This is a genomic window from Limnothrix sp. FACHB-1083 (assembly GCF_014696485.1).
Lineage (GTDB): Bacteria > Cyanobacteriota > Cyanobacteriia > CACIAM-69d > CACIAM-69d > CACIAM-69d.
In genome coordinates this window covers 167,902-185,926 of the sequence record NZ_JACJQD010000008.1, presented here as the reverse complement: position 1 = coordinate 185,926, position 18,025 = coordinate 167,902, and the positions used below count along the sequence as shown (strand labels likewise).

Sequence of the window (18,025 nt, the reverse complement as noted above, 5' to 3'; positions counted from 1 at the left end):
GCAAAATCAGGGAGCGGCCCATCATTAATCCCATTATCAAAACGTCAGATTAGCGTTTTGTGGATTGCACTCCAGAAAAAATTGCACTCCAGAAAATTGTATGCGTTACTGAGAAAGCCACCCTTTTTTGGGACGCTTGCGAAACGGCCCGAGCAGCGACTATGGATTTAACGCCCCCTTGCCCTGATTCTGACCAAGACTGGACGACGGTTAATTTTCCGGGAGCACTGTCTTTGGAAGCATTGGTCGAGGATGGAGCGGATGACGGAGCGGACTCGGCCATGGATCACCTGGCTGATCAGGGCGATCGTATGGAAGCGGGGGTGAATCCGAGTTCGGAGATGGTCGCCCCCCCAATCACCCATCCGACCAGCACCAACCCAGCAGCAACGGGACCGGCGCGATCGGGCACGGATGTTTTGCAACCCTATTGGTCAGGTAATCGGCCAGCCCGATCGCCTGCGGAGTTACCATTCCAGCGCGAGGAACCCAACCACGGCGGCTCTCGGTTGAGGGGTTCTCGGCTTAATGATGCCGCCTTGAGTGGTTCCCGATTGGGTGACTCCCGACTCAGGGGCGATCGATCCTCAGGCGGGTTGCCCGCCGGGCCCACGGATGTGGCCCAATTGGTAGCAGTGGCGGAGACCCTGAATCAAGAAAACGAGCAATTGCGGCAACAGGTGGCCCGGTTGGAAACGGCGGTGGCGGAATGCCGGGCCACGCTGGATTTGCAACAAATGCGGGCCCAAACCCAACAGGCCCTCTACGACGCGCGATCGCGAGATTTTGAGAGCACCAAACAGGAAGCGACGCGCTTGGCTGAAGCCTTGGCAGCGGCCCAAACCCAGTTGGCCCAACAGGATCAGGAACGGGCGGAATGGGTGCAGCAGGAAGCCTGCGATCGGGGACGCATTGCCCAACTGGAACGGGCCTGCGCATTGCTGCAAGAACAGTGCTTGAAGCAAGCCGATGAGCTGATGCAACTGCAAGGGCGGCAACAGGACTTGCAGGAACGACTCAAGCGCCAACAACGGCAAACCCTGCAACTGCGAACCGCCTTGGAACAATGCCTGGAGCAGGAATATGGGCGATCGGTGTTGCCGCCCCTGAACGAAACGGAACCCCGATCGCTGGCGCATCCGGCGGCCCTGACGCAATCTGAGCCGTCCTCCGGTGACTTGACGGATGATCAATGTGACTTGACTGATCATCAAGAGGATCAATGGGTTGATCAAGACTGGGTTGATGGGGATTGGGCTGATGGGGATTGGGCGGCAACGGCAACCCTGCCCCAAGCACCGGAGCCACCTGCGGAGCGGCCGGCTGACCCGATCGATGCCATTCGGACTGAAGAAATTTTGGCCTTGCTGAATTGGGACTTAGAGCAAACCGCACCGAATTTGTCCTATCAAATCCGGCAGCGAGCGCAATTGGCGGCGATCGATCAAGTAACAGCCGATCGCGCACTCGCCAATCAGGCACAAGACATTACGCCCAAGGCTTTGCCCCCGATCGAGTCCAATGGGGCGGCCGCTGAGTGGGAATCCCTGCCGGACGCGGTTACAACCGATGACCTGGCGGGTCTCGATCGCGATGGCCTCGATGATCTAGCGGATGCCCTGTGGTTGAGTGATTGGCCCCGTCCCCTCAGTCCTACGGAGCAAAGTGACGTGTTGGCCCGGTTGATGGCCTTGGCGGAAACAGAGCAAGCAGATCTGCCCAGCCCAGTTTCCCCCATGCCGGCCCCCGCTCCGAGGCGATCGATCCAACTACCCTTGACCGAATCGCACCACAGTGGCTCACCCCGATCGCTGGCGGATTTAGGGACGATCGAAGCCGAATCGGCCCAGCTTGATCGCCCGGCCCGCCCTTTGATTGACTTGTATCCCATTGACTCCCGTTCGCCGGACTTCGATCCGCTGTCGGAGCCTGATCGATCGGATCGGAGCGATCGATCTCGGCAACCGGATTCGCTTGAATCTATTGATCTTGTTGATCTTGAACCCATTGATGGGGAAGATTTAGCGACACCTTTGGCAGAAGTGCTGTCCTTAGAAGCGGAGTTGATGGATTGGCCGGCGCGATCGACTCCGGTGGCGACCTCAGAACCGTTGCCCCAATGGCCCGCGCCCACCTTGGCCAAACCTCGCAAGCGGCGCGATTCGCTGGCCGCCGTTGAGTTGCCCAAGTTCTAGGCAATAGTCCTAGGGTGCTCGGTGATAGTTCTAGGCGATTCCACTCCTTGAGGTGTAGGGGGAACGGTAAGGGTGGCGGAACCCTGGAGTGATCAACATGCCCGCTTTCATCAGACCCTGCGATCGCGCGGCTTACTCCCGATCGGAACCAGGGTGCTGGTGGCGGTTTCCGGCGGCCAAGATTCGATCGGCCTCTTGCGGTTGTTGGTGGATTTACGCCGCCTTTGGCACTGGGAACTGGTGGTGGGGCACTGCAACCACGGTTGGCGCTCCGATGCGACCGCCAATGGGGACTTCGTGATTCAATTAGCCAACGATTGGGGGTTGCCCGCCGCCCTGGCCATTTGGGACGCACCCCAAGCCAACGAGGCGGCCGCCCGCGCCTGGCGGTACGATGCCTTGAGCAGCTTGGCCCAACAGCATCATTGCAGCACGATCGTGACGGGACACACGGCCAGCGATCGGGCAGAAACCTTGTTGCATCACTTAATTCGCGGCAGTGGGGGCGATGGGTTGGGGTCTTTGGATTGGCAACGATCGCTCGGGTCGCTGCAATTGGTGCGCCCGCTGCTGGATTGGACCAGGGCAGAAACGGCGGAATTTTGCCAAACTTGGCAGTTACCCCGCTGGGAAGACAGCACGAATCAGGATCAGCGTTATTTTCGGAACCGGTTGCGATCGCAGGTGTTGCCCCTGTTGCGAGCAGCGTTTAACCCCCAGGTGGAACGCCACTTGGCCCAAACGGCGGAACTGTTGGCGGATGAGGCCCAATGGTTGGAACAGCTCACCGCCCAATGGCTGGAGACCCATGGGCAGCACGATCACACTGGGTCAACCCTCGGCAATGGGGGCGATCGGCTCGATCGCGCTCAACTGCAACGGGAGCCGATCGCCCTTCAGCGGCGGGTGTTGCGTCGCTGGTTAACCCAACAAACCGCCCGATCGCCCACCTATGCCCAAGTGGCGGCGGTGTTGGCTTTGGTGAACGCCCCCCAGGGCAGCCAAACCCGTTCCCTGCCTCAGGGGGCTGTGGTGCGGGTGCTTGATCGTTGGCTGATTTGGTTGCCGGCCGAGTCTTCCAGCGGTCAAACTGAGCAGGGCGATCGGTCACTGGGCTGACACTGGGCTGATCAGTTGATCAAAAGAGCAATCTTGATCGAAGGAGCGATCGAGGAGCCGATCAAAAACTGATCAAAAACCAATCGAGAACCGATCAAGGGCTGGGGAAAGTTCTGCGCTCCTGAACCCGTTAGCTGCCACCCGATCGCTCGCCGTCTTCGCCAACGAATGCTAAAAACGAATGGACGCAAGAGCAGCTTGCCGCCAAACGACCTCGCCAAGAACGAATTTCCACCCGAATTTCAGCCAGCATTTCAACAATATTTCCCTGCCATGTCCGCGATCGAATCCCACTTCCGCAATCGTTCCCTGGCCATTGCTGCCGTTTCCGCCGTTGGCCGCTGGGGGTTAGCTGGCTCGATCGCCGCCCTGGCCATGGGATTTGCCACTCCCGCCCAGGCCAGCGACTTTAACCAAACCACCTTCAACCGGCGCAACTTGGTGCAAAGCAACCAATGCCCCAGTTGCAACCTTCAGGGCAATGATTTGAATGGGCTGGATCTGCGAGGGGCCAACCTGCGAGGGGCCAACCTGCGCGAAACGCTGATTATTCGGGCTAACTTGCGGGGAGCCGACCTGAGCGGCGCAGATCTGCGGGGCGCTTACCTATGGGGCACGGATTTAACCGGAGCACGCCTCGACGGGGCGAACCTTTGCGGGGCGATCGTTCCCAGTGGTGCGCGATCGAACGTGGGCTGTGTGGACTTTTCCAGCTCTGATTTTCGGCCCTCGCCCCCAACGGCCAGTGGCCCGCAAGTGCTGTCTTTGAATGCAGCCGGGACGGCCGGCCTGGTCACCGGCACGGTCACGAGCGATCGCAGTGATGTGTGGTTGGTGAATGGGCGGCCCGGGCGAATGCAGGTGCTGATTTCCTCCCGCAATAGCAATGCTCGCTTTGATGTGTTGGGGCCCGATGGGTCTCGGTTGGCCACCAATACGGGCGAAGCATTCATTGAAATTCCCAGCGAAGGCCAATACCAAGTGGTGGTCAGCAGTTTACGCGGCCCGGAAACCTATGAACTGTCGGTGGAACTGTCCCCGATCGAGCAGCGGCCCCAATCCACCAACCGCGACGAGAGCAATCCTTGGGAGCGCGAGGTGGTGACTCGTCCTTTCCAGGCGGGCCCCACCCTGGCCAATCGCTCCAACACCTACGCCCTGTCGATCGACCCCCTCAGCCGCTACGGTACGGCCCAAGGAGAGGTGACCAGTGGCGAGCAAGATATCTGGCAGGTGGATTTACCGGCCGGGTCGGTTGAAATCCGGCTTGATTCTTACAATGGCCGCGCCAGGTTCGACTTAACCAACGATGACGGCCGCGTCCTGGCCCGCCAGGTCAGCAAAACGCGCTTCCGGGCCCTGGAAGACGCTCGCTATGACATTTCCGTGGGCACGATGGGCGGCTTCACCAATTACCGACTCTGGGTCAGCTTCGATCAATAATTCGATCAATAACTTGATCAATCAGCTCCACCAGATCCGCAGGAAAATCCATAGGTGCAAGATGCACAAATTGGCTCCTTGAGGCACATTGAAAGAGGCACGTTGACAGGCTGTTGACAGGCTGTTGACAGGATTCAGTTTCAGTGATCGATATTCGGTTCGGTATCGATATCGATCGATAGTGCTTGTCGGTATTGATCATTCGGTATCGATCATTGGGACTCATCATCATGACCGATCGCCACTGATCAGCAACGCAGTTGTTTCCTCAGGGCCGAAATTCCCCGTGAGGCTGGGAAAACTATACAAAACAAGCTCTAATTGCCCGAGCTAATTGCCCGAGCTAATTGCTGCCCGCCACCATAGCCCTGAATTGCTAAACAATTGCCCATGGAGCCTCTGCTGAGTCCCGTTTTTGGGATGTATGACTGGTCGTTGGTTAGTGCTTCGCTGGCGATCGCGATCGTCGCGTCCTACACGGCCCTCGATGTGGCGGGCCGGTTGCGCCTGGCCCAAACCGTGCGCCAACAGACGCTGTGGTTGGTCAGTGGCAGCCTGGCCATGGGGGTGGGCATTTGGTCCATGCACTTTGTGGGCATGTTGGCCTTTCAGTTGCCCATGGCCGTTCACTACGACCTCAACACCACGTTGCTGTCCTTGTTTTGGGCCCTGATCGCCTCGGGGATTGGCCTGTATGTCATGAGCCGCAGCACAGTGCGTTTTTCACTGTTGGTGGGGGGGCTGTGCATGGGGCTGGCGATCGTGGCGATGCACTATACCGGCATGGCAGCGATGCAGTTGCCTGGCGAGGTTCACTATTCCTGGCTGGGGGTTGGTGCCTCTGTGGTGATTGCCCTGGTGTCTGCCTATGGGGCGGCCTGGCTGTCGCTGCGGTTGGGGCGATCGGGCATGGAAGCGGCTGGCAGTGGCGTTCCCTTTACCTGGCAGTCCCTCAGCAGCGCCATCATCATGGGTTGCGGAATTGGGGGGATGCACTACACCGCCATGACCAGCACGCAGTTTTGGATGGTGAATCACTCGGTTTTTGGGGTTTCGGAGCGGGCCCCAGATGTCCCGATCGGGAGCGGGGGTCTCAGTCAGCCCTCCAACTTGCCCAGCATCACTTCAGCGGGGTTGGCGGTGGATGTGGCCTTGGGGGCGATCGTCATTTTGGTGATTGCTCTGGCCATTTCAACGTTTGAGCGGATGCTCGATCGACAGCGAGTGCGAGAGCAAACCCTCAGCGAAAGTGAGATGCGGTTTCGACTGCTGATCGATCGCCTGCCAACGGGGGTGTTGCTGGTGGACGCGGGTGGGCGCATTTTGTCTTGTAATCCCATGGCGGCCAAGTTGTTGGGCACTTCTGTGGAGGCCCTTCAGGGGCAAATTTTCCATGCGGGGTTGCCCACCCTCAATCCAAATGATTTCACCCTTGGCCAAGATCTGATGCCGCTTCAGCAGATTTTGGCGTTGGGGGAGCCGGATGCCACCGTGCCCGATCACCCGATGGTGAACCGAGGCGTGGGCAACCTGCTGAAAGCCAATTTCACCGGCTTCAGTTCCAGCTTCAGCGCCAGCTTGGGTTGGGATGGGGGAGAAACCGGCAGCGGTGGGGCCACCAATCGATCGGCGGGGCAATCTTGGACAACCGATCGCACCACCAATCCCCAATGGCGCTTGGCCAACACCATCTTGAGCTTGAACGAAGGTGAACAGCGGCGCTGGTTGTTAGTAAATGCGGATCCAATTCTGAATGAAGATCAGCAGGTGGAGCGGGTGGTTTGTTCCCTAACGGACATTACCGATCGCCGGCTGGCTGAGTTAGCCCTCCAAAAAACTGCCCGCCGCGAAACCACCATCGCCCGCGTGATTCAGCGAATGCGGCGCACCCTGGAGCTGCAAACCATCCTGGACACCACCACCAGCGAACTTCAGCAAATTATTGAGTGCGATCGTGTTTTGGTCTACCGCTTTGAGCCGAACTGGAGCGGGCGAGTGGTTTCGGAGGCCGTGGTTCCCGGTTGGACACCGGTTTATAACAACACCACCATTGAGCGAATTGCGGTCGATCGCCCGGAATGCATCATCAAAACGATCGATAGCCAAAACCTGTTGATTCAAGACACCTACCTCCAGGACACCCAAGGGGGCAGCTACCAAACCACCCGCAGTTGTCGCTGCGTCAGTGATATTTATGCCTACGGTTTCGATGATTGCTATCTCCGATTGTTAGAGGCCTTGGAAGCCAGGGCCTATATCATCGTGCCGATTTTCTGCCGGGAACAGTTGTGGGGCCTGTTGGCTTGCTACCAAAATGACCAGCCGCGCAGTTGGACGGAGGTGGAAGTGGCCAGCGTGGTGCGGATTGCTGAGCAATTTGGCGTGGCCGTGCAACAGGCCGAACTGCTCGCCAAAACCCAACAGCAAACGACCGAACTGTTGGCCGCCAAGGAAGAGGCCGATCGAGCCAACCGGGCCAAAAGTCACTTTTTAGCCCAAATGAGCCACGAACTCCGCACCCCCTTGAATGCGATTTTGGGCTTTACCCAACTGATGGCACGCGATCCGTCCCTTTCCCTGACCCACCGCCAGCAAACCAATATTGTGAACCGCAGCGGCGAGCATCTCCTGGGCCTGATCAATAGCATTTTGGATATGTCCAAAATCGAAGCGGCCCAAATGACGCTGCAACTGGAACGGTTTGATCTGCACCGGTTGCTAGACACCTTGCAAGACCTGTTGACCGTGAAGGCGGAAAGCAAGGGGTTGGTGTTGCTTTTTGAGCGATCGGCCACCCTGCCGCAATTTGTGATCACAGATCAGAACCGATTGCGGCAAATTTTGCTGAATCTGTTGGGCAATGCGTTGAAATTTACCGATCGGGGGCGGGTGATTTTGACGGCGCGGGAACTGTCAACCACCCCGATCGGGGAGCGATCGTCACTGATCGCCGAGACCCCGCCCACCCGCGAGACCGACCCCGCCGCCATTGGCCTGGAGTTCAACATCAGCGACACGGGGCCGGGCCTATCTGCCGAAGAAATTGCCCAACTGTTTCGGCCCTTTGAGCAAACAGCCGTTGGCCAGCGATCGGGTCAGGGAACCGGGTTGGGCCTGTCCATTTCTCGGGAATTTGCCCGCTTGTTGGGCGGCGACATCTCAGTTTATAGTCAACCGCAAACGGGAGCCACCTTCACGGTCACGATCCAAGCCCAGCGGGCAGAAATCAGCGGCACGATCGACTCCGCTTCCCAGCAACCCATCCTGCGGCTGGCTCCGGGGCAACCGGCCTATGTGATTTTGGTGGCCGATGACCATGCGGACAGCCGCGCCCTGCTCACGGACTTGCTGAATCAAGTGGGCTTTCAGACCATCACCGCCATCAATGGTCAAATGGCTGTCGAACTGTGGCAACAGCACCACCCCCAGGCCATCTTTATGGATATGAAAATGCCTGGTTTGGATGGTTACGCGGCTAGCCGCCTGATCAAATCCCAGCCCGGCGGCCACCAAACTCTGATCATTGCCTTAACGGCCAGCGCTTTTGATCAAGATCGAGCGGCAATTTTGGCGGCCGGCTGTGATGATTTGATTTGTAAGCCTTTTAACTTCACCGATCTGCTGGAGTTGCTGGGTCAAAAATTAGGAGTGCAATACCTCTACCAAGCGCCTGCGGAACCGGAACCCAACACCGCCCCGATCGATACGGATCCCCATACCTTGCTAGCCCAACTGGCGAGCTTGCCTGATCCTTGGCAACAACAATTCCGATCAGCCGTCACCCGAGGCAGTGATAGCCAAGCCTTGCAGCTTTTGGAGGTGCTGCCGGACAGTGCCAACGCCTTGCGGCAAGTCTTCAGCCAATGGATTGACGGTTTGCGATTCGATCGGGTGTTGGAATTACTGGATGAAGCGCAATCCGCCCCCTAGATCAGTCCGTTTGTCTCAACATGCCGCTTGAGTTGTTGCCCGCCATGTCACATCCCCCATCTGACCAGCCACCACCGGACTCGCCTGCCGCCACTCACACACCGCTTGCGGGGCACTTGCCCAGGGGCGTGAGTGAATTCCAGGAGCCTGGCCTGGATCGATCGAGCGGCTGGCCCCACGCCGACCAACCGCTCGATCGACCCGCGGCCGCTGCGGTGATCGCTCCCGATCGGGCCGCGACCCCTGTAATGGCTGACATTAATGCTGACATTAATGCTGACACCGATATCGAGCAAGCTGGTTTTCAACAGGTGGATCTCCAGCCGGCCGATATCTTGATTGTGGATGATACCCCCGAAAACCTGAAGCTCTTGGCAGCCCTCTTAGCCAGTGAGCACTATCAAATCCGCAAGGCGATCAACGGTTCCATGGCCTTGCGGGCCGTGGCCGCCGACCCGCCAGATTTGATCCTGCTCGATATCATGATGCCGGACATGGACGGCTACAGCGTTTGCCAGGCCCTGAAGGCGGATCCCAGCACAGCCGACATTCCCGTCATTTTTCTCAGTGGCCTCAGTGATGCCTTCGACAAGGTGCGAGCCTTTGAAACGGGTGGCTCAGACTACATCACCAAACCCTTCCATGGCCAGGAAGTGCTGGCCCGGGTACGTACCCACTTGCAGGCGCGATCGGCTCAGCAGCGAATGGCCGAGCTGAACTTGGACTTGGAACGGCGTGTGCGGGAGCGCACTTGGGCCCTGGAGCAGGCGAATGCGGCCCTGCATACGGAAATTCAAGAGCGCCAACGGCTACAAGAACAACTGATGGATCTGGTGCTGCGGGATGACCTCACGGGGTTGCCCAACCGGACTGCTTTTACGCGGGAGTTGGCGGAACGGTTTCAAGCCGCTCGCCAAGCCCAAGCCGATCGGGTAGCAGTGCTGTTTGTTGACTGCGATCGCTTCAAAGTGGTGAACGATTCCTTGGGGCACTTTGTGGGCGATCAATTGCTAATTAGCCTGGCTCAACGGCTTCAGGGCTTGCTGGAGCCGCCCCACCTCATGGCGCGATTCGGAGGCGATGAATTCACCCTGCTGCTACAGGGGCCCGATCCCCTCGCCTTGGCCCAAACCTATGCCGATCGGGTCATGGAAGCCTTGCAGCGATCGTTTAAGCTCCAGGGCCATGAAATTTTTACCAACGCCAGCATTGGCATTGCCGTAGACTCCGACAACTACAGCCATCCGGAACACTTGCTGCGGGATGCCGATGCGGCCATGTACCAAGCCAAAACCATGGGCCGGGGTCAATACCAACAGTTCAACAAGGCCATGCATCGCTACGCCCTCCAGACCCTGGAGATGGAAACCGAGCTGCGCCACGCCCTCCAAAACCAGGCGCTGCAAGTGGCCTATCAACCCATTGTTTGCGTGGCCACGGGGGAGTTGGCCGGTTGCGAAGCCCTGGTGCGCTGGCCCCATCCCGTTCATGGTTATGTGCCCCCTTCGATGTTTATTCCCGTCGCAGAAGAGACAGGATTAATTGTGGCGATCGGGGAATTTGTGTTAACCGAAGCGCTGAAACAGATCCAACAGTGGAATCGTGATCGCCCGGGCGATCGACCTTTATTTGTGAGCGTGAATCTTTCGGTTCGCCAAATTAACCAACAGGATTTTTTGGAAAAATTCAATCAAATTGTTCAAGATTTGGCCGCAGATCTCTCCTGTCTCAAGCTCGAAATTACCGAAGGGGTATTTATGGGTCACACCCCTCAAAACATTGCCGTTTTGAATAATTTGCGCGATCGACAAATTCAAATTTGCGTCGATGATTTTGGAACGGGCTACTCATCCCTGAGTTATTTACAGAAACTGCCCGTGGACATTCTCAAGATCGATCGCTCCTTCATCACGCCCCTGGATGAGTCCCACGAACGGGGCGAACTCGTGGCCGCCATTATCCACATTGCCCAAACCATGCAAAAACAGATTGTGGCGGAAGGCGTTGAAACGATCGCTCAACTCCAAAAATTACAAGAATTTAAATGTGACTTCATTCAAGGCTATTGGGTGGCTAAACCCCTCACGGTTGCCGAAATGGAGAATTTTTTGAGCGACTATCCCATTAAATCCTGGTCTCGTCAGGGTTGATATTTATTTCCTGAGTTTTGCCGATGAATGCCACGGTTGCACCCGCGATGTCTACCCAATCGGACACAAAAGAGGACATTCTAATTGTTGACGACACGATCGCCAACATCCAGTTCCTATCGTCCCTCTTAGTAGAACAGGGTTACTTGGTTCGCAAGGCCCTCAATGGCCCCATGGCTTTGCAATCAATCCATGCCGATCCGCCTAGCCTGATTCTGTTGGATATCAACATGCCGGGCATGAATGGCTATGAAGTTTGTCGAGTCCTCAAGGAAAATGATCAGCTTAAAAAGATTCCAATTATTTTCTTGAGTGCCCTGGATAGTGCCCAGGATAAAGTGCAAGCCTTTCAAATGGGCGGCGCTGACTACATCACCAAGCCTTTTCAGTTAGAAGAAGTCATTGCCCGCATTGAAAATCAGCTTGCTCTGAAGCGGGCCCAGGAGAGCCTCCTTGCCCAAAACCTAACCCTGCAAAGAGTTTTGGAAGAATTGCGCCAAACCCATTTGCGACTGTTGCAGCAGGAAAAAATGGCCAGCATTGGTCAGTTGGCTGCGGGAATGGCCCATGAAATTAATAATCCCCTGAGTTTTATTGCGGGTAATTTATCACCTGCAAGGGAGTATTTGGCCACGCTGTTTGAGTTGCTGGACCAGTATCAAGCGGCTTGTCCTAATCCGCCGGAGTCGGTGCAAAGGATTCTGAAAGAAATTGATTTAGAGTTCATTGCCCGTGACTTTAAATCACTGGTGGATGCGATGCAAAACGGGGTCGATCGCATTCAGTCAATTATTTTGGCTTTGCGCATTTTTTCGCGATTAGGAGAAGCCGAAATTAAGTCGGTGAACTTGCATGATGGGCTGGATAGCACTTTGCTGTTGCTGAATCAACCCCTAGCCGATTTAAAAATTCGCGTGATTAAAACCTATGGAGATTTACCGCCTGTGAAGTGCCATGCGGGCCAGGTGAATCAGGTTTTTTTGAATATTCTGAATAATGCGATCGAGGCGTTGAGTTCTGCGGTGCAAAAACAGCAACTTCAAGAAGATCCAACGATTTGGATTTGTACCGAACGCACCAGCCCCACCACCATTCAGGTGCGAATTCGGGACAACGGGGTGGGAATTTCCCCAGAAGTTCAGCGCCAATTATTTGACCCCTTCTTCACCACAAAACCGATCGGGCAAGGGGTGGGCTTAAATTTAGCCAGTAGCTATCAAATCATCGTGAATCATCACCACGGTCAATTAACCGTTGAGTCAGCCAAGGGAGTGGGGGCTGAGTTCTGCATTGAGTTGCCGATCGCCCTGCGTGCCGAGGCCGTTTGAGCCGGATTTGAGCCGGAACAGTGCTGAAGCGGCTTGGCTCCGCGCCAGCGCCAATTCCTAACAGCAACCATCACCGCGATAGTGCCAAGTGGAGGGGGTGATGGTGATTTGATCGGGTTCTTTGGCTCCCAAGTGGGCAGCGGTTTTGTCGCAAACACCCGCCGGTACGCCCCGATCGAGTTGATGACCTTAGCCGTCGTTGTAGTGATCTTGGGGGCCGGTGTAAATGGCTGTTTTGCCCGTGAAAATGCAGGGGCCATCCTCAGGAATGGGGACTTTAAAGGCAACGCTATCGAGGCTTTCGAGCAGCAGGTCACTCTCAATTTGATAAGTGGCGCGATCGAGAAGGCGATAGGGACGGCGGGCCCGAACCTCCACTTGGCCAAATCCGGCGGCCACAATTCGATCGACATAGGCTTCGTAGGTGAGGGCCCCGGAAAGGCACATGGCCCGCAGCCGTTCATCCTGGCGCAGGTGTTCGGGGATGGGGCGTTGGGCGATCGGGTCGCTCATCATCAACCGGCCGCCGGGCTTCAGAACGCGGTGTGCTTCCGCCAGGGCCCGATCGAGATCTGCCGGTTCAAAAATATTGAACAAGCAGTTTTGGGCCATCACATCCACCGACTCAGGGGCGATCGGCAATTCAAAGGCATCACCGGCCACGATTTGCACGAAGCTCAAATCAAACCAGTCGTTTAACTGAGCGGCTTGCTGTAAGTTCTCGATCGCCGCCGATCGCATTTCTGCCACCGGCTCCACCGCAATCACCGCGCCCGGTCGCCGCGAAAAATAGGCAAATTGCAAAGCTTCCAAACCGCCACCCACACCCACATAGAGCACGGTGGGTTGTCCAGTGAGTTCCGTGGGCTGCACGGTTGTGCCGCAACCATAATTCATGTTGGACATGCGGGCGGGAATTCGCAGCCCTGGAAATTGCACCGTGCTGCCTTGAACACAACACAGTCCCACTTCTGGGGTAACGGCGGCGGCCCGATAAAAATCAGCAGCGGTTTCTAGGTAACTCATGGCAATTAGCCAGCCTCCGATCCTGCATTTAATTCATGATCAAGTTCGTCTTCGTCGTCCAGCTCATCATCGTCGAACTCGTCTTCAAATTCGTCGTCTAGCTCATCATCGAATTCATCATCTAGATCGTCATCTAGTTCATCATCAACTAAGGCTGCATCGGCCCCATTTTGGTGATCCGTCTCCAAGTCTAGGGGATGTTCTTTGCGGTGTTGTTCAAGCTGTTCCAACAGACTGAGAACGCGGCTTCCCCGCTCGATCGAACTATCTTCGATAAAAATCACTTCCGGGGTTCGTCGCAGCCGCACCCGCTGCCCCAACTCACTACGCACATAGCCAGTAGCCGATCGCAAACCGGCCATGGCGGCTTCGCGAGCTTCCGTCGTGCCATAGACACTGACAAAAATCTTGGCATGTTGCAAATCGCCGGACACATCCACATCGGTGACGCTGACCATCCCCAGCCCCACTCGATCGTCCTTAATATCATTCATCAGCATCTGGCTGACTTCGCGCCGAATCATTTCCGCCACCCGCGCGACTCGCCGGTTTGTAGCCATTGCTCAATTCTCCAAAAATGCAGTCGAAATGCCGCGAAAACGCTGGCCGTTAAATTTTGCCGCTGAATTTTGCCGTTGAATTTTATTGAACTTCCGCCAAGCCCAACATGGCCCGCAGCGTGAAGAACACAAATCCCAAGGCAGAGGCAAATAAGCAGCCCACGGCAATGGCCGATCGCCGATCTTTCATTAATCCCGTAAAGGGCGAGAGCAGCGTGAGCACCACGCCCAGGCTGAAGCTAATTAGAAAGCGGGGATAGCGTAAAACGTTATTCAAAAAGTCTTGCATGGGAATTTCAACGGTGATTTCAACCGGCGAGGGAAAGGCGATCGCCTGGGCAAGGGGCGTTGAGTTGGGAAACGCCGGCCCTGGAAGCCATGAGCCAATCCTTATTTTACGGGCAATTTGGCGAGTGCTTGGCGGGGCGATCGGCTGGCTTGTGGGACTTGGAATGAGTTGGGGCTGAACTGGGGCTGAGTTGGAGATTCACGGGCCGCTGGCTCAGAGTAGCTCGTCTTCAAATTCTTGCTTGAGGTCGCGATCGATCAAGGCGCGCACGGCCTGCTGTGGCGTGATTTGGCCATGCAGCAGGCGATGGACTTGACGGGCGATCGGGACGGGAATTTGTTGCTCGCGGGCAATGGCCACCAACACCTCCACGGTGTTGATCCCCTCCACGGTGCTGTGAATTTCCGCCAGGACGCGATCGAGGGGTTTCCCTTGGGCCAGCCCATAGCCCACCTGGTAATTACGCGAGAGCGCACTGTTGCAGGTGGCCAGCAAGTCGCCCAAGCCCGCCAGCCCAAAGAATGTTTCCGCTTGGGCTCCCAAATGCGTGCCAATCCGAATCATTTCCGGTAGGGCCCGGGTCAGGAGGGCTGCCTTGGCGTTGGTTCCCAATTGCAAACCGTCGCAAACGCCCGCCGCGATCGCCATTACGTTCTTGAGGGTTCCGCCCAATTCCGTCCCGATCGGGTCAAGGTTGGCATAAACCCGTAACACATTAGAGGCAAAAAGCCGCTGGGCTGCTTCGGCCGCCCCTTGGTCATAGCTGGCCACCACCGTCGCGGCCGGCAACCCATGTTCAATTTCCTGGGAAAGATTGGGCCCCGACAACACCACGATCGGGTTTTGGGGAAAAGCCGAATGCCACATCTGGGAAGGTGTTTGGTGACTTTGGGCATCCAGCCCCTTGGTGGCGGTGATCAATACCGTGGAGGGGGGCATCTCCGTGGCCGCTAACCGGGCAATCGAGTCGCTTACCCCCTTCATCGACACCGCCGACAGGACAAAGTTGGCTCCCCCGATCGCCTCCGCCAGACTCTCGGGACTTCGCCGCGACCACAGCCGCACGATCGCCTGGGGATTTTGCCGCGCCAGCCGGGCCAAGGCCGCTCCCCAAACGCCCGCACCAATGATGGCGATCGTGACGGGAGCCATGTCCACCCGATCGCCCCTTGCCGTGTTGATCATCACTCCTCCTCTCGCTCCTGTACCGATCCCTCGCTGGATCGATCGCGCCGTTGGTTCTTCAAGGGAACAAGCCGCGCCGTTTGCGAGCCTCCATGGCCCGTTCCAACATGCCCAGCAGGCCGGGGGCCTCTTCCTGAAGGGCCAACAACAGCCGCTCCCCAGCCTCCTCATCGTTTGGGTCCAGCCCTGTTTCCATAACGGCCATCAGGCGCGGCATGGCGAAATCATCAACAATTTGAATCAGCCCCACCAAACAGCGGTTAAATTGTTTTTCCGTGAGGGGAGCATCTTCCAGGGGAAATTCAATGATGGCTCGAATTTCTCCATCGGAGGGGTCATATTCCCACTGGAGCATTTTGGTTTCCCAAGAAATGCTCAGCATGGTTTGCAAGATGGCGGCTTTGTGGGGGTGGTTTTGAATGCCGCTGATGACCTGGGGCGCAAACAGCTTGAAAAAACGCCCTTCTTCTTCGAGCTGCACCACCAATTGAAAGTCATCGAGGTTGTCGGCCTGAACGGCGGTGACAATCCACGATCGCTCGTGATCAATGTCGTAGGTCCAACCCCGGCGATCGAGGTAGCTGGCAATTTGTTCTAAAGTCGCGCCCATTGAGGAACGTTGGAGATTGCATTTCGGTGCAAAGCCAGCCTAGCAAACGGTGCTCCCCAAACGAGCTTTTGGGGGAATCTTTCTGGGGCGGTGGTCAATCGCTCCGTTGATTAGCCCTCGGATTCGCCCTCAAAAACGGCTGCGCTTCTAGGGTGGCCTATCCCCGATCGCGATTCTTGGGCTGCTGACCTGTTGGCCTCAGCCTTAGCCGCGATCTTTGCTTAGCCGCGATTTTTGATGGTCATGGCGGTGATCAACAACTCAGCGGTTTGGGGGGAAATGGCGAGGGCGCTGGCCAGTTCCGTGAGAAATTCTTGCTCGGAAGCATCCAAGGTTCCGTCGGTGAGGGTCATGTCGGCGGCCACGGCGTAGGCGGTTTCGCGCAGGTCTTCGGGCAAGGCCACTTGGGCCCCTTGAAACAGTGCATCGGGCCCTTGGGCTTGCATGATGCCCAAGAGTTTGTCGATCATTTTGGCCATGTGCTCTTCGTCAAAGCGCTTGAACAGTTGCATTCGATAGAGGCTGTCGCGGAGGGTGCACACTTCTTCATCGGTGGCGTAACCGTCGGCGGCCATGGCAATCACCAAAATCGCCGCAAATGCCTCGGGCGAAGACAGGGTGATCGTCCCGTCGGGAGTTGCTTTCCGAAACACGCTGTCGAGTAGGCCCATAGTGAATCCGTCCTTAAAAAGTCAAAACCCTAAAAATCAAAACCCTAGCGAGCGCGGGGCTTGGGGTGCGCTTTGCGGTGGCGCGATTTCGCGATCTACGGTGGCGCGGTTTGCAGTGCGCGTTGCCTCGTATTGTGGCTTGGTTTCTGTGGGTTGGGGGCGATCGTTAAGGTTGATTTTTGAACAAACCGTGACGGGATTTGGGGCCCCACGGCCGGAGTTAGGCGCGATCGGGCGCAACCTTGGCGGTACAATAAACCCCGCTGAGCCAACCTTGATTCAACTTCCACAACGAATTCCACAACAAACCGATGGCAGAAACGATTTTCTTCAACGCCCTTCGTGAAGCAACCGACGAAGAAATGGCCCGTGACCCTCGGGTGTTGGTGATGGGAGAAGATGTGGGTCACTATGGCGGCTCCTACAAGGTCACCAAGGATTTGTATAAGAAATACGGCGATCTGCGGCTGCTGGATACCCCGATCGCGGAAAACAGCTTTACGGGGATGGCTGTGGGTGCGGCCATGACGGGTCTTCGCCCGATCGTGGAAGGCATGAACATGGGCTTCTTGTTGCTGGCCTTTAACCAAATTTCCAACAACGCTGGGATGCTGCGCTACACCTCTGGCGGTAATTTCACGATTCCGATGGTGATCCGGGGCCCCGGCGGGGTGGGTCGCCAGTTGGGGGCAGAACATTCCCAGCGCCTAGAGGCCTATTTCCAGGCGGTTCCGGGGTTGAAGATTGTGGCTTGCTCCACGCCCTACAACGCCAAGGGTCTGTTGAAGTCGGCAATTCGTGACAACAACCCGGTGCTGTTCTTTGAGCATGTGCTGCTCTACAACCTGAAGGAAGATTTGCCGAACGAAGAATATCTGTTGCCGCTGGACAAGGCGGAAATGGTGCGATCGGGCGAAGACATCACGATCGTCACCTACTCCCGGATGCGCCACCACGTGATGCAGGCGGTGAAAACCCTGGAGAAGGAAGGGATCGATCCGGAAGTGATTGACCTGATTTCCCTGAAGCCGTTGGATATGGCCACGATCGCCGCTTCGGTGCGCAAGACCCATCGGGTGCTGATTGTGGAGGAATGCATGAAGACGGGCGGCATTGCGGCAGAATTGACGGCCCAAATCATTGAACAATGCTTTGATGATTTGGATGCGCCGCCGGTACGGTTGTCTTCGCAGGATATTCCCACGCCCTATAACGGGATGCTGGAGAATCTGACGATCGTGCAGCCGGCCCAAATTGTGGAAGCCACGAAGAAACTGTTGGACAACCGCATTTAGTAGGAACGCTGCGCCGAATAGCACTGGTCGCACGACGGTTATTCGGGTTACTCACGACCGGTTCTTGGGGTGGGTTAACCCGAGGGTGCTATCGGTGTAACGAGATCGTGGAGGGCAAGGCGTTTTGGGCTGGTCGTTCAATCGCCCAAATCGCTCAATCGCCCAAAACCCTGATGCCACCGTGGCGATCTTGTGGACTACATGTTGGGGGTATTAAACACCCC

11 protein-coding genes and 2 pseudogenes are annotated in these 18,025 nt (G+C 56.7%); 7 read left to right on the top strand and 6 right to left on the bottom strand.

Annotation, left to right across the window (positions count from 1 at the left end; all coding sequences use genetic code 11):
- Window positions 1-161: 161 nt before the first annotated feature.
- The 6 genes from H6F46_RS12190 to H6F46_RS12165 all read left to right on the top strand — a co-directional run bounded on the left by H6F46_RS12190 (window position 162) and on the right by H6F46_RS12165 (window position 12,165).
- A complete protein-coding gene (locus tag H6F46_RS12190) occupies window positions 162-2,195 on the top strand; it encodes a hypothetical protein (RefSeq protein ID WP_190354880.1) in 2,034 nt (677 codons plus the stop codon).
- Between the two features lie 72 nt (window positions 2,196-2,267).
- Window positions 2,268-3,314 carry a tRNA lysidine(34) synthetase TilS gene (tilS, locus tag H6F46_RS12185; RefSeq protein ID WP_190354881.1) on the top strand — a complete coding sequence of 349 codons (1,047 nt, stop codon included), beginning with the start codon at window positions 2,268-2,270 and terminating at the stop codon, window positions 3,312-3,314.
- 273 nt (window positions 3,315-3,587) lie between these two features.
- Window positions 3,588-4,757 (top strand): pentapeptide repeat-containing protein, encoded by a 1,170-nt coding sequence (locus H6F46_RS12180; RefSeq protein ID WP_242027920.1) that lies wholly within the window; start codon window positions 3,588-3,590, stop codon window positions 4,755-4,757.
- Window positions 4,758-5,147: 390 nt separating this feature from the next.
- Complete coding sequence (locus H6F46_RS12175) at window positions 5,148-8,687, top strand: MHYT domain-containing protein (RefSeq protein ID WP_190354883.1); 3,540 nt, start codon at window positions 5,148-5,150, stop codon at window positions 8,685-8,687.
- 44 nt (window positions 8,688-8,731) lie between these two features.
- Window positions 8,732-10,837 (top strand): bifunctional diguanylate cyclase/phosphodiesterase, encoded by a 2,106-nt coding sequence (locus tag H6F46_RS12170; protein WP_199291531.1) that lies wholly within the window; start codon window positions 8,732-8,734, stop codon window positions 10,835-10,837.
- Between the two features lie 23 nt (window positions 10,838-10,860).
- Window positions 10,861-12,165 (top strand): response regulator, encoded by a 1,305-nt coding sequence (locus tag H6F46_RS12165; protein WP_199291530.1) that lies wholly within the window; start codon window positions 10,861-10,863, stop codon window positions 12,163-12,165.
- 57 nt (window positions 12,166-12,222) lie between these two features.
- On the opposite strand, the pseudogene arsM reads toward H6F46_RS12165, so the two are convergent.
- The 6 genes and pseudogenes from arsM to H6F46_RS12135 all read right to left on the bottom strand — a co-directional run bounded on the left by arsM (window position 12,223) and on the right by H6F46_RS12135 (window position 16,506).
- Window positions 12,223-13,191, bottom strand: a pseudogene (gene arsM, locus H6F46_RS12160) (arsenosugar biosynthesis arsenite methyltransferase ArsM).
- A gap of 170 nt (window positions 13,192-13,361) precedes the next feature.
- A pseudogene (gene rbfA, locus H6F46_RS19355) lies at window positions 13,362-13,751 on the bottom strand (30S ribosome-binding factor RbfA); the annotation flags it as partial.
- A gap of 82 nt (window positions 13,752-13,833) precedes the next feature.
- On the bottom strand, window positions 13,834-14,040 hold the full coding sequence (locus H6F46_RS12150) for a DUF751 family protein (protein WP_099531454.1): 207 nt from the start codon (window positions 14,038-14,040) through the stop codon (window positions 13,834-13,836).
- A 213-nt stretch (window positions 14,041-14,253) separates the two neighbouring features.
- Window positions 14,254-15,225: an NAD(P)H-dependent glycerol-3-phosphate dehydrogenase gene (locus H6F46_RS12145; RefSeq protein ID WP_234406415.1), complete on the bottom strand. Its 972-nt coding sequence runs from the start codon at window positions 15,223-15,225 to the stop codon at window positions 14,254-14,256.
- A gap of 58 nt (window positions 15,226-15,283) precedes the next feature.
- Window positions 15,284-15,835: a hypothetical protein gene (locus tag H6F46_RS12140; protein WP_190354885.1), complete on the bottom strand. Its 552-nt coding sequence runs from the start codon at window positions 15,833-15,835 to the stop codon at window positions 15,284-15,286.
- 221 nt (window positions 15,836-16,056) lie between these two features.
- Window positions 16,057-16,506, bottom strand: coding sequence for a tellurite resistance TerB family protein (locus H6F46_RS12135; protein WP_190354886.1), 450 nt, complete (start codon window positions 16,504-16,506; stop codon window positions 16,057-16,059).
- A gap of 311 nt (window positions 16,507-16,817) precedes the next feature.
- Here H6F46_RS12135 and H6F46_RS12130 point away from each other — a divergent pair, with 311 nt between their 5' ends.
- The gene (locus tag H6F46_RS12130) at window positions 16,818-17,801 is read left to right on the top strand and encodes an alpha-ketoacid dehydrogenase subunit beta (protein WP_190354887.1); all 984 of its coding nucleotides are present in this window, start codon (window positions 16,818-16,820) and stop codon (window positions 17,799-17,801) included.
- Window positions 17,802-18,025: the final 224 nt, after the last annotated feature.